Consider the following 25810-nt stretch of genomic DNA (forward strand, 5'->3'; position numbering starts at 1 on the left):
GTTGGTAACGCACGATTTCCTTTCCGTGGTTATCTCCTACATAAGTGCAAATACGTAATTAGGCAGAATCCGCTTAAGGCCCGATTTTCGGGGAAACGCTGCATATATAGCGAATTTCCGGTAAACATCGGGGTACGCAGCCGCCGATAGCGGGATGCGGTCGACATAAAATAATTAACCATAAGGTCTGAACGGAGCCGCCGTTTCGGGCCGGATCCGCAGCGGCCTGCCGGTGGCCTTGTCGATCATCGCCCAGGTGGTGTTGGCGCTGACCACGACCTTGCCATCGGCGTTGCGGAAATCGACCCGGCGATCGAACCGCGCGCCTCGTGGCGGGGAGGGAATGAAGGTTTCGGCGGCCACGGTTTCGCCCTCCGCGACATTGCCGCGGTAATCGATCTCGTGCCGGGTCACCATCCAGACGTATGATTCGCGATCCTCGGGCCGCGCCACCGCATTCCAGTGGGCCGTGGCGATGTCCTGGATCCAGCGCACCCAGACCGCATTGTTGACGTGGCCGAGCTCGTCGATGTGTTCGCGACCGGCGGTGAAGTGGAGCGTGTGGCGGTTGCCCATCGCGCCGGTCAGCCCCCGGGGATGAGCTCGGCGGCGGGCATCTCGATCCCGACCAGGTCCCAACCCAGCCCGTCGCGTGCGAACAGCAGCGTCGGGCCCGTGTCGCCGACAGCGTTTTGCGTGGTCACGCGGAAGCTGTTGAGGCCCTCGCGCTCGATCTCCCATTCGATTTCGCGCTGCGTGGCCTGAGCAGGGTCTTCGGCCTTCCGTGGCGGAGCGGTGCCGGTTTCCTGTGCCGGGAGCCGCTCTTGCACCGCCTCGGCCTGCGCCTGGCGCCGCTGACCTTCGGTCACCGTGGTCGCGACCCATTCGGGGGTTACGAGCGTATCGACGATCCCGTCGACCAGTCCGAGGCCGAGCGCGGCACCCGCCGCCCCTAGCGGATTGTCGTCACCTTCGCTTTCCATCGCGGCGGTCAACGCGCCGCGCAGCTGCTCCTTCACCGAGCTGCGCAGGGCGGGGAAGTCGACCCGCTGCTCGAGCTCGGCCTGGTCGCCCGATTGGGCCGCATCGCGCAGCCCGTCGAGCGCCATCAGCGGCGAGGCGTACCACCAGCCGCCCACCAGCACGGCAAGGGCGATGACGAGGGCGACGAGTTTCTTCATGGTGCGATTACTCCGCAACTGCTTCGGTCATGCCCATCTGCCACAGGATGAAGGCAAATTCTTCCGCCACCTCGTAGATCGACTGAAACCGTCCGGATTTGCCCCCGTGGCCGGCGCCCATATTGGTCTTGAGCAGCAACGTGTTTTCGTCGGTCTTAACGTCGCGCAACTTGGCGACCCACTTGGCGGGCTCCCAATAGGTCACGCGCGGATCGTTGAGCCCCGCGGTGACGAGCATCGGCGGATAGTCCTGCGCCACGACCTGGTCGTAAGGGCTGTAGGAGAGGATGTAGGCAAAGGCCTGCTTGCTCTCGATCGGGTTGCCCCATTCGGGCCATTCACCCGGGGTCAGCGGGAGGCTCTCGTCGAGCATCGTGCTGAGCACGTCGACGAAGGGTACGTGCGCCACCACCGCGCCCCACAAATCGGGATCGGTATTGACGACCACGCCCATCAGCTCGCCGCCGGCCGAGCCGCCCGAGGCGGTGATCTGGCCCGGTGCGGTATAGCCCAGCTCCGCCAGCCCCTTCGCCGCGTCGACGAAATCGTTGAACGTGTTGGTGCGCTCGTTGAGCTTGCCCTGGAGGTACCAGTTGCGGCCCAGGTCGTCGCCGCCGCGGATATGCGCGATGGCATAGGCGAAGCCACGATCTACGAGGCTGAGCCGCGTGGTCGAGAAGCCCGGCGGCACGGCATAGCCGTAGGCGCCATAGGCGTAGAGGTGGAGCGGTCCGGGCCCGGCGGGGCGGTCCTTGCGCATCACGATGCTGACCGGGACCTTGGTGCCGTCGCGGGCGGTGATCTCGACCCGCTCGGTGCGGTAGAGGTCCTTGTCGTAGCCGCTCGGGATTTCCTGCTGCTTGAGCAGTTCGAGCGATCCGTCGGCGAGGTGGTAATCATAGACGCTGTCGGGCGTGACCATGCTCTCATAGGCCAGCCGCAGCTTGTCGACCGCGTATTCGGGATTGTTGGAGAGGCCCGCATCGTAGCTCGCTTCGGGGAAGGCGATCGGGCGGATGCGGGATGAGTCGGCGTAATCGCGGATCTGGACCTGGTCGAGGCCCGCGAGACGACCTTCGGTGACGTAGAAATCCCTGAACAGCGACACGTCGGTCAGGTAAAATTCGTCCGACCCTGCGATCAGCGTGGTCCACGCGCCGGGCGCTTCGAGCGAGGCGGTGGCGAGGCGGAAGTTCACGTGCTCGTCATTGGTATGGATGAACAGCTTTCCGTCGCGCACGTCGACGTCGTATTCGACGCCTTTGCTGCGCGGCTTGACGAGGATCTGCTCGCCGGTCGGATCGTCGGCCCGCACGAGGCGCACCTCGCTGGTCTCGTTGTCGCCGGTGGCGATCACCAGCCAGTCGTCCTGCGCCGAAAGTCCCGCGCCGACGCGGAAGCCGTCGTCTTCTTCCTTGTAGAGCTCGATATCCTGCTCGGCGCTCTGGCCGAGCCAGTGGAGCCGGGCATTGTCGGTCCGCCAGTTGGCGTTGGCGCGGCCATAGACGAGGCCCTTGTCGCCCGCGACCCAGACGAGGCTCGAAAGCGTCTCGAGAATCGTGTCGGGCAGCAATTCGCCGGTCTGGAGGTCCTTGATCCGCGCGGTGAAGCGCTCCGACCCGTTGTCGTCGAACGAATAGGCGAGGTAGCGCCCGTTCTGGCTGACGCTGAAGGCTCCAAGACGGAAATATTCCTTGCCCTCGGCGAGCTCGTTCTCGTCGAGGATCAGCTGCGCCTCGCCGCCACTCACCGGCTTGCGATACCATTTGCGGTATTCGGCACCCTGCTCGAACTCGGTCCAGTAGAGGAAATCGCCGTCCTTCTGCGGAACCGAGGAGTCGTCCTCCTTGATGCGGCCCTTCATTTCCTCGAACAACTCGTCGACGAGCGCCTGGTGCGGCTCCATGTTCGCCTCGAACCACGCGTTCTCGGCCTTGAGGTATTCGATCACATCCTCGTCGTCGATCGTCGGGTAGGATTGGTCCTTCAGCCAGTGATAGGGATCGGCGATGGTGATCCCGTGGCGCGAATATTCGTAGTCGCGCTTGTCCGCGATCGGCGGCGCGCTGGGGGTCTCGGTCAAAGTCTCGTCCTCGGATTCGGGGGTATCGGATTGGGCCAGCAGCGGCGCGGGGGCCAGCATGGCGAGCGCGGCGGCGAAGGCGGCAAGTCGGTTCATCGGCGGGTCCCTCATGCGGCATGAGCTCTGCTTGCGCGCCGCTTGTGCGGGGCATTGCTAATCGGGGGAGGGATACGCGTCCAGCGACTTCGGTGGCGAGCGCCGGTCCGATGCCCTATATTGCGCGCGAACGAATTCACGAAAGCGAGTCCCTCCCATGCTGATGCAAACCCACGAAGCCCGTCTCTCCGCCCTGCGCGAGGAATTGAAGCGAAGAGGGCTGGACGGGTTCGTGGTGCCGATCTCGGACGAACACATGTCCGAATATGTCGGCGACTACGCCCAGCGCCTGACCTGGCTGACGGGGTTCGGAGGGAGCGCGGGCAGCGCGGTGGTGCTGCAGGACCGCGCCGCGATGTTCACCGATGGACGCTACACCGTGCAGGTGCGCGAGCAGGTCGACGGAAACCTGTTCGATTATGAGGACGTGCCCGAGACCTCGCCCGCCAAATGGATCGCCGAGAACGCCGGGGAGGGCGCGAAGATCGGCTACGACGCCTGGCTGCACGGGGTGGAATGGGCCGAGCAGGCGGAAAAGCTGTTCGCCAAGAAGGGGATCGAACTGGTCGCGGTCGACGGCAACCCGATCGACGCGGTGTGGGCCGATCGCCCGCAGCCCTCGCTCGCGCCCGCCGTGCCGCATGACGACAAGTTCGCCGGTCGTTCGAGCGCCGACAAGCGCTCCGAAGTCGCCGACTGGCTCAAGTCCGAAGGCTACGACGCCACCGTCGTCACCGCGCTCGATTCGGTCGCCTGGCTGCTCAACATGCGCGGCAAGGACATTACCAACACGCCGGTCGCGCTGTCCTATGTGGTCGCGCATGCCGACGGCACGGCCGAGCTGTTCATTGCGCCCGACAAGGTGACGCCCGAACTGACCAAGCACCTCGGCAACGCGGTGCATATCCGCGATCGCGACCAGTTCGAGCCCGCGCTCGCCGATCTCGAGGGCAAGACCGTGGCGGTCGATCCCAACCATGCCGTGGCGGGTATCTTCCACGCGCTCGAGGCGGGCGGCGCCAAGGTCGTCCGCGACGACGATCCGGCGGTGCTGCCCAAGGCGATCAAGACCCCTGCCGAACAGCAGGGCCACCGCGACGCGCAGGCGCGCGACGGTGCCGCACTGGTCAAATATCTCCGCTGGATCGAGGAAAACGCGCCCTCGGGCGAGGTCGACGAACTCACCGCGGTGGCCAAGCTGCGCGAATTCCGCGGGCTCAGTCCCGAGATGAAGGATTCGAGCTTCGACACGATCAGCGCCGCCGCCGGCCATGCCGCGCTGCCGCACTACAAGGTCGACGAGGACAGCAATATCCCGATCCCGCCTTCGAGCATCTATCTGTGCGATTCGGGCGGCCAGTATCTCGACGGGACGACCGACATCACCCGCACCGTCTGGGTCGGCCCAGGCGAACCCACGGCGGAAATGAAGGATCGCAACACGCGCGTCCTCAAGGGTCATATCGAGCTCGACCTTGCGATCTTCCCCGACAAGACCAGCGGCGGCGCGCTCGATGCGCTGGCACGCATGCACCTGTGGCAGGCGGGGGTCGATTACGGCCACGGCACCGGCCATGGCGTCGGCAGCTATCTCTCGGTGCACGAAGGCCCGCAGCGCATCTCCAAGCCCGGCGGGGCCTTCCCCGGCACCGAGACTCCCTTGCGCGAAGGCATGATCCTTTCCAACGAGCCGGGCTATTACAAGCCGGGCGAATACGGCATCCGGATCGAGAACCTCGTGCTGGTGGTCGACGCGCAGGTCGAGGGCAGCGAGGGCAAGTACCTGACCTTCGAGACCCTTACCCACGTCCCGCTCGACCGCACGCTGGTCGACAAATCGCTGCTGAGCGAGCGCGAGATCGGCTGGTGGAACGACTATCACGCCAAGGTCCGCGAAATTCTCGCGCCGCAACTCGAGGGCGAGGATCTCGCCTGGCTCGAAAGGCAGTGCCAGCCCTTGTAGGACAGTCGATGTTCGCGTAATGTTCCTGTGGGTCGCGAGTCGTTTTGCGAAGGACTTGCACATGATCGGTTACGTTACGCTCGGCACCAATGACCTGGACCGCGCCGCAAAATTCTACGACGCGATCGCCGCCGAGCTCGGCTACGGTCGGATGATGGATTTCGAGACCTTCATCGCCTGGGGCGCGTGGGACGGCGGCGCGGGCATTGCCGCGACCAAGCCGTTCGACGGCAAGGAGGCGAGCGTCGGCAACGGCACGATGGTCGCGCTCGAGGCGAAGGACCGCGAACAAGTGGCCAAGTTGCACGAAATCGCGCTCGCCAACGGTGGAAGCGACGAAGGCGAGCCGGGCCCGCGCGGCGAACCCGACGAACACGGCAACCTCTTCTACGCCGCCTATTTCCGCGACCCGGACGGCAATAAGCTCAATGCCTTCCTGATGGAAAAGGTCGATTAAGGGCGGCAGGCATCGCTCTCCGCCGGACTGGCGGCGCGATGGACGGTTTGCCCGGCTTGCGACAATTCGCGACAAATCCCTGCGTCTCGGGCATAATGCTGCGACACGATGCCTGTAGGAAGGGAACAGTCAGTGGGTCGGACATCCCTCTCTCCCCTCCCGGTCCGGCCCGCTGCCCCCTTCACGAAGACATGCAGAGGATGACCACCATGAAAAAGACCATTTTCGTACTCGGAGCCGCCACGCTGGCGCTGGCCGGCGCGGCGAACGCGCAGGGCCGGCCCGGTGCCGACGGCGTGATTACCAAGGCCGAACACGAGGCGATGGGCACCAAGATGTGGCAGCGGCTCGACGTCAACAATGACGGCGTGCTCGACCAGGCCGATCGCGAGGCGCGCCAGGCCGAACGCTTCGCCAAGGCCGACGCCAATGGCGATGGCGAGGTGACGCAGGCCGAAATGCAGGCCGCGCGCGATGCCCGCCGGGCCGAAATGCAGAAGCGTCGCGCCGAACGTCGCGAGCAACGCTTCGCCCGCCTCGACACCGACAATAGCGGCGGTGTCTCGCAGGAAGAGATGGCGTCCGCGCGCGAGAAGGCCGGCGAGATGCGCGGCAAGCGTGGCGGCGGCAAGATGCGCCGTGGCGGTCGCGGCGGCGGGATGGCCGGCCATGTCCGGATGATGATGCGCCAGGCCGATGCCGATGGCGACAAGCGCATTACCCGCGCCGAGTTCCAGGCCGCCCACGCCAAGCATTTCGCGATGCTCGACGCCGACGGCGACGGACAGGTCACCGCGGCCGAACGCAAGGCCGCGCAAGAAAAGATGCGCGCCGCGCGTGGCGAACGGCGCCAGCGTCGCTGACCTCGATCCGATGGTGAAGACCGGCGCGGAACCGCAATGACCGACCTATCCGCGCCTGCCATCCTGCTGGTCGACGACGAGCCGACCCTGCGCGAACCCCTGGCCGAGTATCTGACCGGCCAGGGGTTCGTCGTGACCGAGGCGGAGAGCGCTGCACAGGCCCGCGCGCGGCTGGACGAGCAGGGGTTCGCACTCGCACTGGTCGATATCATGATGCCGGGGGAGGACGGACTGTCGCTTTGCCGGCACCTGATCGAGGCGCGCGACCTGCCCACGATCCTGCTGACCGCGCGCGGCGAGGCGACCGACCGGATCGTCGGGCTCGAAATCGGCGCGGACGACTACGTCACCAAGCCGTTCGAACCGCGCGAACTGGTCGCGCGGATCCGCTCGGTCCTGCGCCGCGCCACCCGCGCGCCGGGTGACGACACCGACGAAACCTGCGCCTACCATTTCGACGGCTGGACCCTCGATCCCACCCGCCAGCGGCTGATCGATCCCGAAGGCGTGCTGGTCGACATTACCGGGGCCGATTTCCGCCTCCTCAAGGCGCTGCTCGACCACCCCGGACAGGTGCTCGACCGCGATCGCCTGCTCGATTTCGTGCAAGGTCGCGAACAGCACATGTTCGATCGCGCGGTCGACAACCAGGTTTCGCGTCTGCGCCGGAAGATGGCGCGCAACGGCGACGAGCAGCTGATCCAGACCATCCGCGGCGGTGGCTACCGGCTCGCAGCCGAGGTGCGCCGGGTCGAGTGCGAAGCGTGAGACGGTTGCTGCCCTCGAGCCTGCTCGGGCAGGTGCTGCTTTCGATCGCGCTCGCGCTGTTCGCGGCACAGGCGTTCAATGCCGTGCTGCTCTATCGCGGCATGATCGAACGGCAGCAGAACGCGTCGGCCAATGCGCTCGCCTTCCGCCTGCTCGCGCCCGAGCGGCGCGGCAGCGAGCTTGAGCTTCCCCCAGAATTGCGCGAGCCGCGGCGCGGCCCCGGAATGCGCGGGCGCGGATTGCGGCTCGAACGAAGCGAGAGCGATCCGGTGCGTGCTGCCGACGTCCGCCTACCGGCGATCGAAGCGCGTTTGCGCGACATTCTTCGCCTGCAGGGCTACGCCCCGGCGCAGATCGCGGTCGTGCGACGAGCGATCGACGACGATCCGCGCGCGCTGCGATTCTTCACGGCCCGCGCACGGCGGCAGGGCGAGGACATCCCCGATACGCTGGTGCTCGCCGCGGTCCGCAACGACGCCGCCGGCGACTGGCGCATTGCCCGGGTGGCCGAAGGGCCGCGCACCGGCCGCCGCGCAATCGGCGGGATCGTGTTTCAGACTTTGGTGCTCACGCTGGTCCTGTTCGGCGTGCTGTGGCTGGTGCTGCGCCGGATCACCCGCCCGCTCGCCGCGCTCACCGCGCGCACGCGAAGCTTCGCTGCGGCGCCGCGCGAGGCCGAGCTGCTCGCCCCCTCGGGACCGGACGACGTGCGCGAGCTGATCGAGGCTCACAATGCTCTCGAAGCCCGGATTGTAGCCCTGCTCGACGAAAAGGACGTCATGCTGGGCGCGATCGGTCATGACCTCAAGACCCCGCTCGCCGCCCTGCGGGTGCGGATCGAGGGGGTCGAAGACAAGACCCGGCGGACGAAGATGGCGGCTGGCATAGCCGAACTTGATCGCATGCTCGACGACATCCTTTCGCTCGCCCGGATCGGCCGCCCGCAGGACGAGCCGGAAATGCTCGATCTTGCCCCGCTCGCGACCGGCGTGGTGGAGGAATACGAGGATCGCGGTCGTCCCGTCACTTTGGTCGATGCAGACAAGGCGGTCGGCCGGTTCCGGGCCACCTGGGTCCGCCGCGCGCTGCGCAACCTGGTCGACAATGCACTGCGCTATGGTGGAGCGGCGCGTGTTTCGCTGCGCCGCGAAGGCGATAACGCGGTGTTGATCGTGAGCGATGACGGCCCGGGCATCCCCGCCGAACGGATTGCGGCGATGATGGAGCCGTTCCGGCGGGGCGAGAAATCGCGCAATCGCGCGACCGGCGGTTCGGGCCTCGGCCTGACCCTGTCGCGCGCGATCGCCGAACAGCATGGCGGCACGCTGTGCCTCGCCAATCGCGATGGCGGCGGCCTCGACGCCGTGCTGCGGCTTCCCTTGTAGCCCGGTTCACCGTGCGAACGTCGTGGCGCTCAGCGCATCAACCCGCCGATCAGATTGCGCACGAACCGACCGGCCAGCGGGCCAGCGAGATCGGTCGCGATCGACCCGGCGGCGGAAGTCACGCCCGACACGACCGGATTGGCGCGCGAGCGCTTGCCGAGGATCGTGCGGCCCATCTTCCCGGCGGCCGAGCTCGCGGCGGTTTTGGTCCCACGACTGAGCGCCTTTTCCCAGATGCTGGTCGACTTGCGTTCGCGCTTGCCGACTTCCTCGCGTCCCTTCTCGGCGACCTCCTCGGCGGTCTCGGCCGCGTCGATTGCCTTCTGCGCCAGCACTTCGGCGGCGCTCTCGCGGTCGACAGCCGAATCGTATTTCCCGGTATAGGGGCTGTCGACCTGCAACTGGCCCCGCTCGGCGACGAGCAGCGGGCCGAGCCGCGAGCGCGGCGGAACGACCTTCGTCCGCTGCACCACGCCGGGCGCGCCGTGTTCGTCGAGCGTCGAGACCAGCGCTTCGCCCGTCTTCAAATCGGTGATCGCCTGTTCGACGTCGAGCTCGGGATTGATCCGGAAGGTCTCCGCCGCAGCTCTGATCGCGCGCTGGTCGCGCTTGGTGAAGGCACGCAGCGCATGCTGGACCCTGTTGCCGAGCTGGCCTGCGACCTCTTCCGGAATGTCGATCGGGTTCTGGGTCACGAAATACACCCCCACCCCCTTCGAGCGGACCAGCCGCACGACCTGCTCAACCTTGTCGAGCAGCGCCTTGGGTGCGTCGTCGAACAGCAAATGGGCCTCGTCGAAGAAGAACACCAGCTTCGGCTTTGCAGGATCGCCGACCTCGGGCAGTGCCTCGAACAGTTCGGCGAGCAGCCACAGAAGGAAGGTCGCGTAGAGCTTGGGACTGCGCATCAATTTGTCGGCGGCGAGGATGTTGACCAGCCCGCGCCCGTCGCCGTCGACGCGCATGAAATCGGCGATCTCGAAGGCCGGCTCGCCGAAAAACCTGTCCGCGCCCTGTCGCTCGAAGGCCAGCAATTGCCGCTGGATCGCACCGATGCTCTGGCTGGAGACGTTGCCGTATTCGAGCTTCAACGCCTTGGCATTCTCCCCCACCGCGACGAGCACGCTGCGCAAGTCGTCGAAATCGATTAGCAGCAGGGCGTTGTCGTCGGCCCACTGGAATGCGAGCGACAGCACGCCTTCTTGGGTGTCGTTGAGGTCGAGCAGTCGCGCGAGCAGCAGCGGGCCCATCTCGGACACCGTGGTGCGGATCGGGTGGCCCTGTTCGCCATAGAGGTCCCACAGCACCGCCGGATTGCCTTCATAGGCGAAATCCTCGACCCCCAATTCGGCGATCCGGCCCTCGATCTTGTCGGCATGCTTGAACGCGGCGCTGCCGGGCATCGCGATCCCGGCAAGGTCGCCCTTCACGTCGGCGGCGAAGACCGGCACGCCTTGGCGCGCGAACTGTTCAGCCATCGTCTGCAGCGTGACCGTTTTGCCCGTCCCGGTCGCGCCCGCGACCAGCCCATGGCGATTCGCCTGGTCGAGCCGGAGATATTGCGGCGTGCCGTCTGCCGCCTTGCCGAGAAAGATATCGCCCACCTGCCACTCCCGTAATCGAGTTCGCTCCTGTCTGGCGGCACCGGATCGCTTTTGCAAAGCCCCAAATGCCCGCTAGGGCAGCCGCGATGCCGAGCCCCTTCATCCTGCTGGACGACGCGCGCGAGCAAGGCGCGGCCCCGACGCGGCTCTATCGCGACCCCATCGAGCTGGTGGTGGCGCGCAATCGCGAGGAGGTCGCACCGGCGCTGGCGCGGCTCGAGGCGCTCCGCGCGCAGGGCCGGCACCTCGCCGGCTATATCGCCTACGAGGCGGGCTATGCGCTCGAAGATCGCCTCGCGCCGCTGCTCGAACCCCGCACCGGAGCCGGCCCGCTGGTCTGGTTCGGCGCGTTCGACGGTTACGAGAGTTTCGCACCCGGCACGCTCCCGCCCGGCTGGCCCGACGACAGGGCGCGGATCGGTCCGTTCGAGCCGGGCGTGTCGCAAGGGCGCTACCTTGCCGCCTTCGCCCGGTTGCAGGAGGCGATCCGGGCGGGTGATATCTACCAGGCGAACCTCACCTTCCCGCTCGTCGCGCGCATGCACGGCGATCCGCGTGCGCTCTATGCCGCGATCCGGGGGCGTGCCGCGGCGGGCTATGGCGGGGTGGTGTTCGACGGCAGTGACTGGCTGCTCAGCTTCTCGCCCGAACTGTTCTTCGCGCAGGATGGCAAGCGGGTGCGGGTCAAGCCGATGAAGGGCACCCGCCCGCGCGGACGCGACGCAGACGAAGATGCGGCACTGCGCAGGGAACTGGCCGGATCGGTCAAGGATCGCGCCGAGAACCTGATGATCGTCGACCTGTTGCGCAACGATCTGTCGCGCGTCTCGCGGCCGGGCAGCGTGCGGACCGATCGACTGTTCGCGGTCGAAAGCTATCCCAGCGTGCACCAGATGGTGAGCGAGGTTCGCGCCGACCTGCGACCCGAAGCCGGGATCGCCGACATGCTGCGCGCGCTGTTTCCCTGCGGGTCGATCACGGGTGCGCCGAAGCTGCGCGCGATGGAGCTGATCGCCGAGGTCGAACGCGATGCGCGGGGCCCCTATTGCGGCGCGATCGGTCGGATCGACCCGCCGCAAAGTGGCGTTCGCGGCGAGAATGCGGCTGGCGAAGCGGCCTTCAATGTGGCAATCCGGACCCTGCGCGTCGCACCCGGACTGAATGGGCGCGGGCACGCGATCATGGGTGTGGGATCGGCGGTGGTCGCCGATTCCGAGGGCCTCGCCGAATGGTGCGAGTGCCTGGTGAAGGGAGAATTCGTGCGTAGCAGCGCAGCGGCCAGCTTCGACCTCATCGAAACGATGCGCTTTTCTCCCGAAGAAGGCGTTCCACTGCTCGATTTCCACCTTGAACGGGTCGGCGGAAGCGCGCGGACCTTCGGTTTCGCCTTCGACCGCCACGAAGTGCGCAACGCGATCCAGGCCTTGAGCTTCGCCGCCGAGGCGCCGGCCAGGATGCGGCTGCTGGTCGCGCGATCGGGCCGCTTCTCGCTCGAGATGCGGGCGCTCCCCGACCCGGCAGAGCGCCCGCTGCGCTGCGCGGTGCTGCGCTTGCCGGTCGATCCCGGCGACTGGCGCCTGCGCCACAAGTCGACCGATCGCGGCTTCTACGAACAGGCGCGCGAGATCGCGCAGGAGGCGGGCGCGGACGACGCGATCTTCCTGCGCGACGACGGGCAGGTGACCGAAGGCACGATCTGGTCGGTGTTCGTCGAACGCGACGATATGCTGATTACCCCGCCGCTCGCCGACGGGTTGCTGCCCGGCGTGCTTCGCCGCTCGCTGATCGAGCAGGGCCGCGCGGTCGAGGCACCGCTGACGCTCGATGACCTATCGGGCGGATTCCTGCTCGGCAATGCGGTGCGCGGGCTCGTCGCTGCCGAATTGATCGACCGATGAGCGCGCCCGACATCCTTTACGAGGACGGCGAAGCGCTCGTTATCGACAAGCCCGCGGGCCTGTCGGTCGATCGCCCGCGTCGCGGCGGGTCGAGCCTCGAGGACCATCTCGACGCCCTCAAGCTAGGCTTCCAGCGCGCCCCGGTGCCGGTCCACCGGCTCGATACCGATACCAGCGGCTGCCTGCTGCTCGCGCGCAATCCCAAGGCATTGAAGCGCTTCGCTCGCGCGTTCGAGGAGCGGCAGGTCGAGAAGCTTTATCTCGGCGTGGTCGCGGGCGAGATCGAGGGCGAGGGAACGATCGAGCTTGCGCTGGCGAAGATCAGTTCGAAGCAGGGCGGCTGGCGGATGATCGCGGCGAAGAAGGGCAAGCCCTCGATCAGCCACTGGCGAGCGCTGCAGGTGGTCGGCGGCAACACGCTGGTCGAATTCCGCCCCGAGACCGGGCGCACCCACCAGCTACGCGTGCACGCTGTCGAAGGGCTCGGTGCGCCTCTGCTCGGCGACCCGGTCTACGGCAAGGGGCAGCAGACCATGCTGCACGCCGCCGGGCTCGTGCTCCACCGTGAGGGCAAGACCCCGATCGAGGCCAGCGCGCCGTTTCCCGCGCGCTTTGCGGAGCTGGGCTTTGTCGCCCCATGATGTTGCAGGCCGTGAAGAGGCGATAAGCCGCGCCCACGCCAGTGCCGAAGAAAGCTTCGTCGCCGGTTCGGGGCCCGGCGGGCAAAACGTCAACAAGGTAGCCACCGCGGTGCAATTGCGCGTCAACGCCTATGCGCTGCGCCTCCCGGTGCCGGTGTTCAAGCGACTCCAGAAGCTGGCCGGTAGCAAGTGGACCGATGCGGGTGAGATCCTGATCACGGCGCGGTCGCACCGTACGCAGGAGCGTAACCGCGCCGACGCGCGCGAGCGGCTGGAAGAGCTGCTGCGCGAGGCGTTTCACGAGCCCAAGAAGCGCAAGAAATCGCGCCTCAACCGAGTGGGCAAAGCCAAACGGCTCGACAAGAAGAAGCAGCGCGGCGCGATCAAGGCCAAGCGCGGCGCAGTGAAACCGGGCGACTATTAGAGCGCTGCTTCGGCCTTCACCACTTGGCGACCATCGGCGGCGAAGACGCCGAGCGTGAGGTCTTCGCCCTCGCGTTTCATCGCCAGCAGCAGCTTGTCGCCCGCGATTGCGGGCGAGACCGCGCGGAAAGCGAAGCGGGTGACCGCGTTCGGTCCGAGCTCCTGCGCCGCGAGGTCGAGCAGCAGCGTTGCCATCAGCGGCCCGTGGACCACGAGGCCGCGATAACGCTCGACACCGCGCGCATAGGGCGCGTCGTAGTGAATGCGGTGCGTGTTGAAGGTCAGCGCCGAATAGCGGAACAGCAGCGGCGGCCTCGGCGTGAGCTCGCGCACCACGTCCCATACGCTGCCGTCGAAGCCGCCACCGTCGCCCTCGGGGGGGACCAGCGGCGCATCGGGCGCGGCGGCCTCGCGATAGACGAGGTGCTGTTTCTCGCGCACCGCTGCGGCGCCGTTGGCTGCTGTTTCATGCGCGACGGTGACGAAAGCGAGCTTGCCGCTGCGCCCTTCTTTCTCGGCAATGCTGTCAATGCTGCTGACCCGCTCGATCGCGTCACCGGGGGCGAGCGGCGCGAGGAATTCGACCTCGCTCGAGGCCCACATGCGGCGCGGCAGCGGGATCGGGGGGAAGAAGCTGTCCTCGCTTTCGTCGCGCTGCGGATGACCGTCGGCGCCGAGCATCGCGGTCGGCGCGTCGGGCGTGCAGAGGCACCAGTGGATGCCTTGCGGCAGCGTGCCGTCGGCGGGGGCGGCACGGTCGAAAGTCGCGAGCCAGCGCGCGGCGAGCGCCGGGTCGAGCGTGTCGGTCCGCCGCTCCTCGCGGCCGATCCAGGCCGACCAGTCGCTCAAGCCGCGCGCTCGAAGATCGCGGCGATGCCCTGACCGCCGCCGATGCACATCGTCTCGAGCCCGAAGCGCGCGTCGCGGCGCTGCATTTCGTGCGCCATGTCGGCGAGGATGCGCAGCCCGGTCGCGCCGATGGGATGGCCGAGCGAGATGCCCGAGCCGTTGACGTTGAGCATGTCGCGGCGGCTGTCATCCTCGCTCCAGCCCCAGCCCTTGAGCACGGCGAGCACCTGCGGCGCAAAGGCCTCGTTCAATTCGACGAGGTCGAGATCGTTCCAGCTCCGGCCCGAGCGCGCGAACAGTTTTTCGACCGCGGGGACCGGGCCGATCCCCATGCGCGACGGGTCGCAGCCGGCTGCGGCCCAGCTATCGAACCACAATAGCGGGGCGAGGCCCAATTCCTCGAGCTTGTCCTCGGCGACGACGAGGCAGGCGGCGGCGGCATCGTTCTGCTGGCTGGCATTGCCCGCAGTGACGATGGCGTCGGGGTTCGTACGTCCCTCGATCGCGCGCAATCCGCCCATGCTTTCCATGCTCGCATCAGGGCGGATACCCTCGTCCTTCCCAAAGCGGACCGGGTCCTTGCGGCGCTGCGGGACTTCGAGCGGGACGATGTAATCGTCGAACTTGCCTTCGTCCCACGCGGCGGCAGCGCGCCGGTGCGAGCGCACCGCGAATTCATCCGATGCCTCGCGCGAAATATTGTAATCCTTCGCGAGATTTTCGGCGGTCTCGATCATCCCGGAGATCACGCCGAACCGCTCCTGCGGCTGGCTCATCAGGCGGCCGCGCGTCAGCCGGTCGTGCAGCGTGACGTTGCCCGCCTTCACGCCCTGGCGGATGTCGGTGGTGTAGTGCTCGACATTGGACATGCTCTCGCACCCGCCCGCGACCACGCAGTCGGCGGCGCCGGTCTGCACCATCATGGCCGCGTTGACGACCGCCTGCAGGCCCGAGCCGCAGCGGCGGTCGAGCTGGTAGCCGGGGACCTCGATCGGCAGGCCGGCGGCGAGCCACGCCCAGCGGCCGATCGCGGGTGCCTCCGCGCTGCCATAGCCTTGGCTGAACACGACATCGTCGACGCGCTCCGGATCGACCCCGCTACGCTCGACCAGCGCTTTCAGGATCGCCGCGCCCAGGTCGCCCGCGGTGAGCGGGGCGAGGGTGCCGAGGAACTTGCCTACGGGCGTGCGGAGGGGCGAGCAGATGGCGACGCGTCTCATATTCTGTCCTTGTCACTGGTGCCGACCGTGCCGGCATCGATCAATTTTGCGATAGCACCGCCCGGCAGTCCGAGCACGTCGGCGAGCACCTGTTCGGTGTCCTCACCGAGATAGGGCGCGGGCTCGGGCGCGCCGCGATCCTGCGCGGGCAGGTTGGCGAAGGCCCCGGGCGAGGGATAGGAAAAGCCGCTCGGATTGTCGGTCGGCGGGCCGAAGAATGGGTTGTCGGTGACGAGCTGCGGGTCGCTCGCCGCCTCGTGCATGGTGCGATAGCGTTCGAAGGTCGCACCGGCCGCGGTGAGCCTGCGCTCCCACTCGGGCCAGTCGTGGCGCCCTATCCTGTCCTGCAGCAGGGCGAACAATTCGTGGCGGTGAACGTAACGCTCGTGGTCGCCGGCTGCGAAGCTGACGCCGTGCTTCGTCTCGATCGCGGCGATATCGCCGGAGATATCGAAGGCGGAAACGAGCGCGCGCCACTGCTTGTCGGTCAGCGCGGCTACCATGAAGCGGGTGCCGTCGCGGCTCGTGAAATCGCGCCCGAACGCTCCCCAAATCGCATTGCCGAGCCGCTCGCGATTTCCCCCGCGATAGAGCATTTCCGCCATCGCGCCCGAATTGGCGACGGTGCCGATCGCGACGTCGCCCAAGGGCACGCGCACCTCGCCACCTTCGCCGGTCGCGTCGCGGTGACGCAGCGCGGCGAGCAGCGCGAAGGCGGTGTAGGCGCCGGTGATGAAATCCCACGCCGGCAGCAACTGGTTGACCGGCGGGGCGCTGTCCTGGTCCCAGTCTTCCGGCCCAGTCATCAGTGGATAGCCCGACGCGGCGTTGACGGTGAAATCCATCGCCTGTCGCCCGTCGTGCCAGCCCATGATCCGGGCGGTGATCATGTCGCGGCGCCTTGCCTCGATCGCGGCGTGAGAAAGGAAGCTCTGTTCGGGGAAATTGGTGATCAACTGGCCGGTTTTCGCCGCCAGTTCGACCAGCAATTCCCGCCCCTCGCCCGAGCGCAGGTCGAGCGCGACGCTCTTTTTGGCGCGGTTCAAATTCTCCCAGCTGAGCGAGCGGCCTTCGGTCGTGCGCATGTAGCGATCGTAGTCGAGCCCGCCGCCGACCTGGTCGACGCGGATGACCTCGGCTCCCATCTGCGCGCAATAGAGCCCCGCCGTGGGCGAGGCGACGAAGCTCGAGGCTTCGATGATGGTAAGGCCGTCCAGCAGCCTATACATTCGCCATCCCCGCGCAGGCGGGGATCCATGGCCTCCCGTGTCGCGATGCCCACGCTGGATTCCCGCCTGCGCGGGAATGACGATCGTCGTGCATCATACGTTGGCCTGGAAATCACGCAGCATGTGCTTGGCGATCTGCAACTGCAGGATCTGCGTCGTCCCTTCGTAGATGCGGTAGATTCGCGCATCGCGGAAGAAGCGTTCGGCGTCGTATTCGGCGAGATAGCCCGCACCGCCGTAGATCTGGACCACGCGGTCCATCACCCGACCGCACATCTCGGAGGCGAACACCTTGAACGCCGCGGCCTGCCGGATCGTGTTTTCACCGCGGTCGACCCGCGCCGTCACGTCGCGCATCATGCATTCGGCGGCGTAGATCTCGGTCTCGCTTTCGGCGAGCATCTGCTGGATCAGCTGGAAGTTCGCGATCGGCTCGCCGAAGGCCTTGCGCTCGGTCGCGTATTTGAGTGCGGAATCGAGCGCGCGGCGGGCATAGCCGGCGGAGGCCGCGCCGACCGAGATGCGGCCATTGTCGAGGCTCATCATCGCGAAGCGGAAGCCCTTGCCGGTCTCGCCGCCGAGCAGTGCATCGCCCGGGACGTGGACGTCGTCGAGCATCACATCTGCGATATGCGCACCCGCCTGCCCCATCTTCTTGTCGGGGCTGCCGGTCGACACGCCCGGCGTGTCCATCGGCACGAGGAAGGCGCTGACATGCGCGTTCTTGGGCAGCGCCTCCTTCTCGGTACGCGCCATGATCAGCGCGACATCGGCATGCGGGGCGTTGGTGATGTAGCGCTTCGTCCCGTTGAGGGTCCAGCCGTTCCCGTCCGGATCGGGTTTCGCCGTCGTCTGCATCGCCGCACTGTCCGATCCGCTGCCCGGCTCGGTCAGGCCGAAACAGGCGATTTCGCCGCCCGCGATGCGCGGCCACCATTCGGCCTGCTGTTCGGGGGTTCCGCCATTCTTGAGCGCGGAATTGAACATCCCGACATTGATCGAGAAGATCGAGCGAAAGGCGGGCGCGGCATAGGCCATGGTGTAGACCACCTGCGCATACTGGCTGGTGTTGAGCCCCGCGCCACCATGCTCCTCGGGCACGGTCAGCCCGAACAGTCCCATCTCCTTCATTTCCTCGAGGATGTCGTCGGGGACCTTGTCGTTCGCGATGACGTCCGGCTCGGCGGGGAGCAGGCGCTCGCGGACATAACGGTCGAGCTGGTCGAGGAACTGCGCGAAGACGTCTTCGTCCATGCCGGGATTGCTGGCGGCCATGCAGGTACTCCTCAGATCGGGTCGTAGGGGAAGACGTGGGCGGAGACTTCGTCGCCGCGTGCGAAATCGGGCTCGAAGGCGGGCATCGCGATGTCGGCGATCTCCTGCGGGGTCCAGCCGCCGTCCTTGGCAAAGCTGCGCACCGGGCGCGGCTTGGAAAACAGCACGATCTCGTTGCGGCGCACGGCGAAGATCTGGTTGGTGACTGCGTGTGCCGCGTCGGAGCAGAGATAGGCGGCGAGCGGGGCGATCTTCTCCGCGCCCATCGATTGCAGCCGCTTGACCCGTTCTTCGGCACCTTCGCCACTGGTCGGGATGCTCGCGGTCATCCGGCTCCACGCAAACGGCGCGATGCAGTTCGAGCGCACGCCATAGCGCGAGGCATCCAGCGCGATCGATTGCGACAGGCCGACGATGCCAAGCTTTGCGGCGGAATAGTTCGCCTGGCCGATATTGCCGATCAACCCGCTGGTGGAGGTGAAGTGGACCAGCGCGCCCGAACCCTGCTCCTTGAAATAGGGGGTCGCGGCCTTCGAGGTGTTGAAGCAGCCGTGCAGGTGGACGTCGATGACCGCCTGCCAGTCCTCGTGGCTCATCTTGTGCCAGATGCGGTCTCGCAGGATGCCGGCATTGTTCACCACCGCGTCGATCCGCCCGAAGGCCTGGACCGCGTCCTCGACGATCGACGCCGCTCCGGCGGGATCGGCGACGCTGGCGAGGTTGGCCTGAGCCTTGCCGCCCGCCTCGCGGATATCGCCCGCAGTGGTTTCGGCAGGACCGGAATCGCCGCCTTCGCCTTCGCCGCCGACGCCCGGATCGTTGACGACGACGCTCGCGCCTTCCTTGGCGCAGAGCAGCGCGATCTCGCGCCCGATTCCGCGCCCAGCGCCGGTAACCGCGACGACCTTGCCTTCGAGAATTCCCATTGCCGCTCCTTCGTTTAATCGTTCGATTAATTCGAAGGCGGGAATGCCGCAGCCGCGCCGCGGCGTCAATCGGCGGTTCGGATCAGCGGCCGGACCGGCCTAGTCTGCCGTCTCGTCGGCGATCGGCGGTGCGGTCGATTCGACTTCGAGCGGCGTGCCTTCGGTATTGTCCGGGGCGGTTGCGTCAGGCTCGGGCACTTCGACCGCGCGGTCCTCGATCACCTCGGCGGCGCGATCGAGCGCGCGCGCCTCGCCCATCGAGACTCCGCCGGGGCCGGGCGCATTGTCGGGCTTGTCGCAGCCCGCGAGGGCCAGCGGCGCCGCGAGGAGCAGCGCCGCCCATGCCTTGTTGGACTCCAACGTCTTATTCGGCTTCCGCATCGCGCGCGTCTTCGGCCTGGCCGAGCTCGGCCTCGATCGCGGCATCGATCTCGGCGGCGGTGCTGGCGGCGCGATCGCCCGATTCCTCGAGCGTGCGGCGGCGCGTCTCGGGTGCTTCGCCGGCGGGCGCGGCGTCAGCGGTGCCGACTTCGACCGGCTCCGCATCTTCGGGCACGTCGGCGAGCGCATCCTCGGCCACTTCCTCTACGTCGTCGCCGGCGATTTCCTCGCCCGCATCGGAGGAATCGCTGCCGCAGGCGGCGAGCGCGAGGACGAACGGAGCGGCGGAAATGGCGATGATCTTCTTCATGGAATTCTCCCAAGCCTTGAGGTTGCGCCAACGCATATAGGCGTCGGTCGGGTCCCGGCAAAGCCGCTTGTATGATATAAAGCTTTCTTTATATGTGGTCCGACGATGCGGATCGAACCCACCTTGCGCGCGCTTGCGGACCCGACCCGGCTGCGGATCATGCGGCTGCTGGCGGCGATGGAGCTGGCGATCGGCGAGCTCGCGCAGGTGCTCGGACAAAGCCAGCCGCGCGTCTCGCGCCATGCCAGGATTCTGTGCGATGCGGGCCTTGCCGAGCGGCGCAAGGAGGGCAGCTGGGTGTTCCTGCGGCAATTGATCGGGAGCGCGGAAGGTCCCGGTCTCGCCGCCGCCATCGCGCGATTGCTGAGCGCCGCCGAGGACAGCGACGATGCCTTCGCCGCGCGCTGCGCCGAGGATCGCCGCAACCTCGCCGCGATCCGCGCCGCGCGCGAGGACCGCGCGGCCGAATATTTCGCCGCCCATGCCGAGGAATGGGATCGGTTGCGGGTGCTGCACGCGCCCGACGCCCCGGTCGAACAGGCGCTCGGCAAGGCGCTCGGCGACGACGGTCTCGGGGCGCTGCTCGATATCGGCACCGGTACCGGGCGGATGGCCGAGCTTTTCGCACCGCGCGCGGACAGCGTGGTCGCGCTCGACAAGAGCCCCGAAATGCTGCGGCTCGCGCGCGCACGGCTCCAGCACCTCGCGGCGGACCGGCTCGATATCGTGCAGGGCGATTTCGCCGCGCTCCCGCTCGACGACGCCTCGGTCGACACCGTGCTGTTCCACCAGGTTCTGCACTATGCGCAGGAGCCGCAGGTCGCGCTGGCAGAGGCGGCGCGAGTCGCGCGCGGCGGGGCGACGCTCGCGATCGTCGATTTCGCCGCGCATGAGCGCGAGGAATTGCGCCAGCAGCACCAGCATGCGCGCCTCGGCTTCTCCGACGAACAGATGCTCGGTCTGCTGGCCGATGCCGGGTTCGCGCCCGAGCAGGCGCACGCGCTTCCGGGCAAACCGCTGACGGTCAAGATCTGGACCGCGAGGCGGACCGGCGGGCGTGCCCCCACCCAGACCACGCGCAGGGCGCAGGAGCTTACCCGATGATTTCGCTCGAACAGATGGACGAAGCGCGCACCGCGCTCGACAGCCCGCTCTTTTCGGGCCTGCCCGGCGATCTCGACGTGTCGTTCGAATTCTTCCCGCCCAAGACCGAGAAGATGGCCGAGACGCTGCGGGCAAGCGTGGATACGCTCGCCCCGCTCGGCCCGCGCTTCGTCTCGGTCACCTATGGGGCGGGCGGATCGACCCGCGAGCGCACCCATGACGAGGTGGTGCGGATCCAGAACCAGACCGGGATTCCCGCCGCCGCGCACCTCACCTGCGTCGACGCGACGCGCGAAGAGGTCGATGCGGTCGCGCGCCACTACTGGGAAAGCGGCATCCGCCACATCGTCGCTTTGCGCGGCGATCCGTCGGACGGCAGCGGGAACTACACCCCGCATCCGGGCGGCTATGCCAACGCGATCGAGCTGATCGGGGGGCTGAAACAAGTCGCCGATTTCGAGATCTCGGTCGCGGCCTATCCCGAAGTGCATCCCGACAGCCCCGACAGCCAGGCCGACCTCGACAACCTCAAGGCCAAGTTCGATGCCGGGGCGACCCGCGCGATCACCCAGTTCTTCTTCGACCCGCAATGCTTCTTCGCCTTCCGCGATCGCGCCGCCGCGGCGGGGATCGAGGGAGAGATCGTGCCCGGGGTCATGCCGGTGATGAGCTTCGCCGCGGTCCAGCGGATGAGCGATCTATGCGGCACCGCGATACCCGACTGGATGGAGGGCCTGTTCGAAGGGCTCGACGATCGTCCCGATGCGCGCCAGCTGGTCTCCGCCACGATCGCCGCCGAACTGTGCCGCCGCCTCTATGCGGGCGGGGTGCGGCAATTCCACTTCTACACGCTCAACCGTGCCGAGCTGAGCTACGCGATCTGCCACATGCTCGGCATGCGCCCAAAGGAACAGGTCGATGGATAAGCGCGCCGAAATCCGCGCCGCCGCGCGCGAGCGGATCCTGATCAAGGACGGGCCATATGGCACCGCTATCCAGCGCGCCAGGCTGGACGAGGACGGCTATCGCGGCGATTACGAGCTGGACCTCGACCAGAAGGGCAATAACGACCTCGTCAACCTCACCCGGCCGCAGCTGATCCGCGAGATCTGCGACAGCTATATCGATGCCGGCGCGCACTTGCTCGCGACCAACACCTTCAACGCCAATCGCATCAGCCAAGCCGATTACGGTGCGCAAGACCTCGTCCACGATATGAATGTCGCGGCGGCGAAGATCATGCGCGAGGCGGTCGATGCGCGCGAGGACGGCGTGCCGCGCTTCGTAGCCGGCGCGATGGGCCCGACCAACAAGACGCTGTCACTCTCTCCGCAAGTCGAGGACCCGGGCTTCCGCGAGGTGACCTTCGACCAGATCAAGGAGGTCTATCGCGAACAGGCGACCGCGCTGGTCGAGGGCGGGGTGGATTTCATCCTCGTCGAAACCGTTTTCGATACGCTCAACTGCAAGGCGGCGATCATGGCGGTGCGCGAACTGGCTGCCGAGATGGATCGCGATATCCCGCTGATGATCTCGATGACGCTGACCGACCTGTCGGGCCGCAACCTCTCGGGCCACACGGTCGAAGCGTTCTGGAACGCGGTGCGCCATGCCGATCCGGTCGCGATCGGTCTCAATTGCAGCTTCGGCGCCGACCAGTTGCGGCCGCACGTCCAGTTGCTCTCCAAGATCGCCGACACGCTGCTGCTCGCCTATCCCAATGCCGGGCTGCCGAACGAACTCGGCGAGTATGACGAGCTACCCGAAACCACCGCATCTCTGATCAAGCCGTGGGCCGATCACAAGCGGGTCAACATCCTCGGCGGGTGCTGCGGCTCGACCCCCGAACACATCGCTGCGATGGCCGAGGCCGTCGCGGGCCACGATCCGCGCGAAATCCCGCAGAAAGACACCAAGATGCGCCTTGCCGGCCTCGAACCCTTCACTCTCGCAGCCTGATGACCGACACGAGCACTGCCAATTTCGTCAATATCGGCGAGCGCACCAACGTCACCGGATCGGCGCGCTTCAAGAAGCTGATCATGGCCGACGACTACACGGCCGCGGTCGAGGTGGCGCGCCAGCAGGTCGAGAACGGCGCGCAGGTGATCGACGTCAACATGGACGAGGGCCTGCTCGACGCCGAGCAGGCGATGACCACCTTCCTCAAGCTGATCGCCGCCGAGCCCGATATCGCGCGCGTGCCGGTGATGATCGACAGTTCCAAATTCGCGGTGATCGAGGCCGGCCTCAAATGCGTCTCGGGCAAGCCGATCGTCAATTCGATCAGCATGAAGGAAGGCGAGGAGGAATTCCTCGCCCATGCTCGCACCTGCATGGATTACGGTGCCGCCGCGGTCGTCATGGCGTTCGACGAGACGGGCCAGGCCGACACGAAGGACCGCAAGGTCGAGATCTGCACGCGCGCCTACGACCTGCTCACCGGGATCGGTTTCCCGCCCGAGGACATCATCTTCGATCCCAATATCTTCGCGGTCGCGACGGGGATCGAGGAGCACGATCGCTACGGGCTCGATTTCCTGGAGGCGGTGAAGGAGATCAAGGCGGCCTGCCCGCACGCCAAGACCAGCGGCGGGTTGTCGAACCTCAGCTTCAGCTTCCGCGGCAACGAGACCGTGCGCCGCGCGATGCACTCGGTGTTCCTCTACCACGCGATCCCCGCGGGGCTCGACATGGCGATCGTCAATGCCGGGCAGCTCGACGTCTACGACCAGATCGACCCGACCTTGCGCGAGGCCTGCGAGGACGTGATCCTGGCGCGTCGCCCGGATGCCACGGAGCGACTGATCGAACTCGCCGAGAGCTACAAGGGCCAGTCGGCGGCGGAGGAAAAGGCGGCCGAGGAATGGCGCGGCTGGGAGGTCAAGAAGCGGCTCGAACACGCGCTGGTCAAGGGCATCGACGCGCATGTGGTCGACGATACCGAGGAAGCCCGCGAACTGGTCGCGGCCGCGGGCGGACGCCCGATCGAGGTGATCGAGGGGCCGCTGATGGACGGGATGAACGTCGTCGGCGACCTGTTCGGCAGCGGCAAGATGTTCCTCCCGCAGGTGGTCAAGTCCGCGCGCGTGATGAAAAAGGCGGTCGCCCATTTGATCCCCTTCATCGAGGCCGAGAAGGACAAGCTCCCGGCGGCCGAGCAGAAGGCCAAGGGCAAGATCGTGATGGCGACCGTGAAGGGCGACGTCCACGATATCGGCAAGAACATCGTCGGCGTCGTGCTCCAGTGCAACGGCTACGACGTGATCGACCTCGGCGTGATGGTGCCGTGGCCCAAGATCCTCGAGACCGCGCGCGAGGAAAAGGCGGACATGATCGGCCTGTCGGGCCTGATCACTCCCTCGCTCGACGAGATGGTGACCGTGGCCGAGGAGATGAAGGTCGCCGGCATGGATATCCCGCTGCTGATCGGCGGGGCGACCACGAGCAAGGTCCACACCGCGCTGAAGATCGATCCGGCCTATGACGGTCCGGTGGTCCACGTGCTCGATGCGAGCCGTGCTGTGGGTGTCGCGAGCAAGCTGCTGTCGGATACGCAGAAGGCCGGCTTCGTCGCAGACACGGCGGGCGAATATCGCAAGGTGCGCGATGCGCGCGCGGGCAAGTCCCCCAGCGTGCTGTTGAGCCTCGAGGAGGCGCGCGCCAACCACTACGATCCGTTCTACAGCGACAAGCCCGCGCCGCCGCTGCAGCCGGGCCGCCACGTGTTCGAGGATTGGGACCTCGCCGAGCTGCGCGACTATATCGACTGGACCCCGTTCTTCCGCGCCTGGGAATTGCACGGCACCTATCCCTCGATCCTCGAAGACGAGGTGGTCGGCGAGACCGCGCGCGATTTGAAGCGCGATGCCGATGCCATGCTCGACACGATCGTGGCCGAGAAATGGCTGGTGGCGAAGGGCGTGGCAGGGTTCTGGCCCTGCGCGCGCGACGACGACGACGTCACGCTGCACGACGAGGACGGCGACACGCACACCGTGCTCCCCTTCCTCCGCCAGCAGGTGCGCAAGTCGCGTGACCGGGCGAACATGTGCCTTGCCGATTTCATCGATCCGGCGGGCGACTGGATCGGCGGTTTCGCGGTCGGCATCCACGGGATCGAGCCGCACTCGAAGCGCTTCCGCGAGGACAAGGACGATTATTCGGACATCCTCCTCAAATCGCTCGCCGACCGGCTGGCCGAGGCGTTTGCCGAACGGCTGCACCGGCATGTCCGCACCGACCTCTGGGGCTATGCCGAGGGTGAGCAACTCACCAACGAAGCGCTGATCAAGGAGCAGTATCGCGGCATCCGCCCGGCGCCCGGCTATCCCGCCTGCCCCGACCATTCGCTCAAGCCCATCCTGTTCGACCTGCTCGATGCCGAAGATGCCGTCGGCATCACCCTGACCGAGAGCTTCGCCATGCTGCCGACCTCGGCGGTCAGCGGGTTCTACTTCGGCCATCCCGAAGCGCAGTATTTCGGCGTCGCCCGGATCGGCCGCGACCAGCTCGAGGATTACGCCGCGCGGCGGGGGGTGAGTCTCGAACAGGCCGAACGCTGGCTGCGGCCCAATCTGGACTAGGGCGGTGAGCGAAGTGAGGACCGAAAGGCTCGTCCTGCGACCCGCGCGAATGGACGATCTCGATGCGTTCCACGCGATTCTCTCCGATCCGCGCGCGACCGCCTATTGGTCCACCCCGCCGCATCGCGACCGCACCCAAAGCAGGGACTGGCTCCGGTCGATGGTCGACATCCCCGCCGGCGAGGGCGAGGATTTCGTGATCGAGCATGATGGCCGCGTGATCGGCAAGGCAGGGTTCTTTCGCTTTCCGGAAATCGGCTTCATCCTCCATCCGGATGCCTGGCGGCGAGGGTTCGCATTCGAGGCGTTGCAGGCCGTTCTTGCGCGCGGCTTCGCGGTTAACGGGCTGACGCATGTCGAGGCCGATGTCGATCCGCGCAACGAAGCCTCACGTGGTTTGCTGCAGCGCCTCGGTTTCGAAGAAACGGGGCGCAAAAGCCGAACCTGGAAGATCGGCGAGGAATGGACCGACAGCGTCTATCTCCGGCTCGATCCGCCGCATACGGCCGGATCCTAAAGCCGCGCGGCTGCCACGCTCGCGATGACGAAGGTGTTGGAGTGAAGCTGC

Annotated in this window: 24 protein-coding genes; 13 read left to right on the forward strand and 11 right to left on the reverse strand. The window is 66.9% G+C overall.

Annotation, left to right across the window (positions count from 1 at the left end):
* Positions 1-174: 174 nt before the first annotated feature.
* The 3 genes from IEW49_RS00110 to IEW49_RS00120 are packed head-to-tail and all read right to left on the reverse strand — an operon-like array spanning position 175 to position 3360.
* Complete coding sequence (locus IEW49_RS00110) at positions 175-576, reverse strand: acyl-CoA thioesterase (protein WP_188640772.1); 402 nt, start codon at positions 574-576, stop codon at positions 175-177.
* An 8-nt stretch (positions 577-584) separates the two neighbouring features.
* Positions 585-1181, reverse strand: a complete 597-nt coding sequence (locus tag IEW49_RS00115) for a DUF2939 domain-containing protein (RefSeq protein WP_188640773.1) — start codon at positions 1179-1181, stop codon at positions 585-587.
* A 7-nt stretch (positions 1182-1188) separates the two neighbouring features.
* Positions 1189-3360 (reverse strand): S9 family peptidase, encoded by a 2172-nt coding sequence (locus tag IEW49_RS00120; RefSeq protein WP_188640774.1) that lies wholly within the window; start codon positions 3358-3360, stop codon positions 1189-1191.
* 157 nt (positions 3361-3517) lie between these two features.
* On the opposite strand from IEW49_RS00120, the gene IEW49_RS00125 reads away from it, so the two are divergent.
* The 5 genes from IEW49_RS00125 to IEW49_RS00145 all read left to right on the forward strand — a co-directional run bounded on the left by IEW49_RS00125 (position 3518) and on the right by IEW49_RS00145 (position 8796).
* Complete coding sequence (locus IEW49_RS00125; protein WP_188640775.1) at positions 3518-5323, forward strand: aminopeptidase P family protein; 1806 nt, start codon at positions 3518-3520, stop codon at positions 5321-5323.
* Between the two features lie 61 nt (positions 5324-5384).
* The gene (locus IEW49_RS00130; protein ID WP_188640776.1) at positions 5385-5780 is read left to right on the forward strand and encodes a VOC family protein; all 396 of its coding nucleotides are present in this window, start codon (positions 5385-5387) and stop codon (positions 5778-5780) included.
* 209 nt (positions 5781-5989) lie between these two features.
* Positions 5990-6643, forward strand: a complete 654-nt coding sequence (locus IEW49_RS00135; RefSeq protein ID WP_188640777.1) for an EF-hand domain-containing protein — start codon at positions 5990-5992, stop codon at positions 6641-6643.
* Positions 6644-6679: 36 nt separating this feature from the next.
* On the forward strand, positions 6680-7411 hold the full coding sequence (locus tag IEW49_RS00140; protein WP_188640778.1) for a response regulator: 732 nt from the start codon (positions 6680-6682) through the stop codon (positions 7409-7411).
* The gene (locus IEW49_RS00145; protein ID WP_188640779.1) at positions 7408-8796 is read left to right on the forward strand and encodes a sensor histidine kinase; all 1389 of its coding nucleotides are present in this window, start codon (positions 7408-7410) and stop codon (positions 8794-8796) included. The genes IEW49_RS00140 and IEW49_RS00145 overlap by 4 nt, the downstream gene beginning before the upstream one ends.
* A 29-nt stretch (positions 8797-8825) precedes the next feature.
* Here the strand turns inward: IEW49_RS00145 and IEW49_RS00150 are convergent, their stop codons facing one another.
* Positions 8826-10400 (reverse strand): helicase HerA-like domain-containing protein, encoded by a 1575-nt coding sequence (locus tag IEW49_RS00150; RefSeq protein ID WP_188640780.1) that lies wholly within the window; start codon positions 10398-10400, stop codon positions 8826-8828.
* An 86-nt stretch (positions 10401-10486) separates the two neighbouring features.
* On the opposite strand from IEW49_RS00150, the gene pabB reads away from it, so the two are divergent.
* Genes pabB through arfB form a run of 3 tightly spaced genes read left to right on the forward strand, consistent with a single transcriptional unit; the run spans position 10487 to position 13363 of the window.
* A complete protein-coding gene (gene pabB, locus IEW49_RS00155) occupies positions 10487-12298 on the forward strand; it encodes an aminodeoxychorismate synthase component I (protein WP_188640781.1) in 1812 nt (603 codons plus the stop codon).
* On the forward strand, positions 12295-12939 hold the full coding sequence (locus tag IEW49_RS00160; protein WP_188640782.1) for an RluA family pseudouridine synthase: 645 nt from the start codon (positions 12295-12297) through the stop codon (positions 12937-12939). The genes pabB and IEW49_RS00160 overlap by 4 nt, the downstream gene beginning before the upstream one ends.
* Positions 12926-13363, forward strand: coding sequence for an alternative ribosome rescue aminoacyl-tRNA hydrolase ArfB (gene arfB, locus IEW49_RS00165; RefSeq protein ID WP_229658008.1), 438 nt, complete (start codon positions 12926-12928; stop codon positions 13361-13363). The genes IEW49_RS00160 and arfB overlap by 14 nt, the downstream gene beginning before the upstream one ends.
* Here arfB and IEW49_RS00170 read toward each other — a convergent pair.
* The 7 genes from IEW49_RS00170 to IEW49_RS00200 all read right to left on the reverse strand — a co-directional run bounded on the left by IEW49_RS00170 (position 13360) and on the right by IEW49_RS00200 (position 19552).
* On the reverse strand, positions 13360-14211 hold the full coding sequence (locus tag IEW49_RS00170; RefSeq protein ID WP_188640783.1) for an HTD2 family dehydratase: 852 nt from the start codon (positions 14209-14211) through the stop codon (positions 13360-13362). The two genes, arfB and IEW49_RS00170, sit on opposite strands and share 4 nt — an antisense overlap.
* The gene (locus IEW49_RS00175; RefSeq protein WP_188640784.1) at positions 14208-15431 is read right to left on the reverse strand and encodes an acetyl-CoA C-acetyltransferase; all 1224 of its coding nucleotides are present in this window, start codon (positions 15429-15431) and stop codon (positions 14208-14210) included. The genes IEW49_RS00170 and IEW49_RS00175 overlap by 4 nt, the downstream gene beginning before the upstream one ends.
* Positions 15428-16660, reverse strand: coding sequence for a CoA transferase (locus tag IEW49_RS00180; protein ID WP_188640785.1), 1233 nt, complete (start codon positions 16658-16660; stop codon positions 15428-15430). The genes IEW49_RS00175 and IEW49_RS00180 overlap by 4 nt, the downstream gene beginning before the upstream one ends.
* Positions 16661-16753: 93 nt before the next feature.
* On the reverse strand, positions 16754-17935 hold the full coding sequence (locus IEW49_RS00185; protein WP_229658009.1) for an acyl-CoA dehydrogenase family protein: 1182 nt from the start codon (positions 17933-17935) through the stop codon (positions 16754-16756).
* Between the two features lie 11 nt (positions 17936-17946).
* Positions 17947-18861: an SDR family NAD(P)-dependent oxidoreductase gene (locus tag IEW49_RS00190; RefSeq protein ID WP_229658010.1), complete on the reverse strand. Its 915-nt coding sequence runs from the start codon at positions 18859-18861 to the stop codon at positions 17947-17949.
* Positions 18862-18960: 99 nt separating this feature from the next.
* The gene (locus IEW49_RS00195; protein ID WP_188640786.1) at positions 18961-19242 is read right to left on the reverse strand and encodes a hypothetical protein; all 282 of its coding nucleotides are present in this window, start codon (positions 19240-19242) and stop codon (positions 18961-18963) included.
* Entirely contained in the window at positions 19226-19552 is a 327-nt protein-coding gene (locus tag IEW49_RS00200) for a hypothetical protein (protein ID WP_188640787.1), read from the reverse strand. Before IEW49_RS00200 ends, IEW49_RS00195 begins: the two co-directional genes overlap by 17 nt.
* A 105-nt stretch (positions 19553-19657) precedes the next feature.
* Here IEW49_RS00200 and IEW49_RS00205 point away from each other — a divergent pair, with 105 nt between their 5' ends.
* From IEW49_RS00205 to IEW49_RS00225, 5 genes are read left to right on the forward strand one after another with little or no spacing between them, the layout of a single operon-like run.
* Positions 19658-20656 (forward strand): ArsR/SmtB family transcription factor, encoded by a 999-nt coding sequence (locus IEW49_RS00205; protein WP_188640788.1) that lies wholly within the window; start codon positions 19658-19660, stop codon positions 20654-20656.
* Positions 20653-21582: a methylenetetrahydrofolate reductase [NAD(P)H] gene (gene metF, locus IEW49_RS00210; protein WP_229658011.1), complete on the forward strand. Its 930-nt coding sequence runs from the start codon at positions 20653-20655 to the stop codon at positions 21580-21582. The genes IEW49_RS00205 and metF overlap by 4 nt, the downstream gene beginning before the upstream one ends.
* On the forward strand, positions 21575-22615 hold the full coding sequence (locus IEW49_RS00215) for a homocysteine S-methyltransferase family protein (RefSeq protein ID WP_188640789.1): 1041 nt from the start codon (positions 21575-21577) through the stop codon (positions 22613-22615). The genes metF and IEW49_RS00215 overlap by 8 nt, the downstream gene beginning before the upstream one ends.
* The gene (gene metH, locus IEW49_RS00220; protein ID WP_188640790.1) at positions 22615-25242 is read left to right on the forward strand and encodes a methionine synthase; all 2628 of its coding nucleotides are present in this window, start codon (positions 22615-22617) and stop codon (positions 25240-25242) included. Before IEW49_RS00215 ends, metH begins: the two co-directional genes overlap by 1 nt.
* A gap of 13 nt (positions 25243-25255) precedes the next feature.
* A complete protein-coding gene (locus IEW49_RS00225; RefSeq protein WP_308419702.1) occupies positions 25256-25759 on the forward strand; it encodes a GNAT family N-acetyltransferase in 504 nt (167 codons plus the stop codon).
* Positions 25760-25810 lie beyond the last annotated feature (51 nt).

The sequence above is a fragment of the Pseudoblastomonas marina genome, from assembly GCF_014641655.1.
GTDB lineage: Bacteria > Pseudomonadota > Alphaproteobacteria > Sphingomonadales > Sphingomonadaceae > Alteriqipengyuania_A > Alteriqipengyuania_A marina.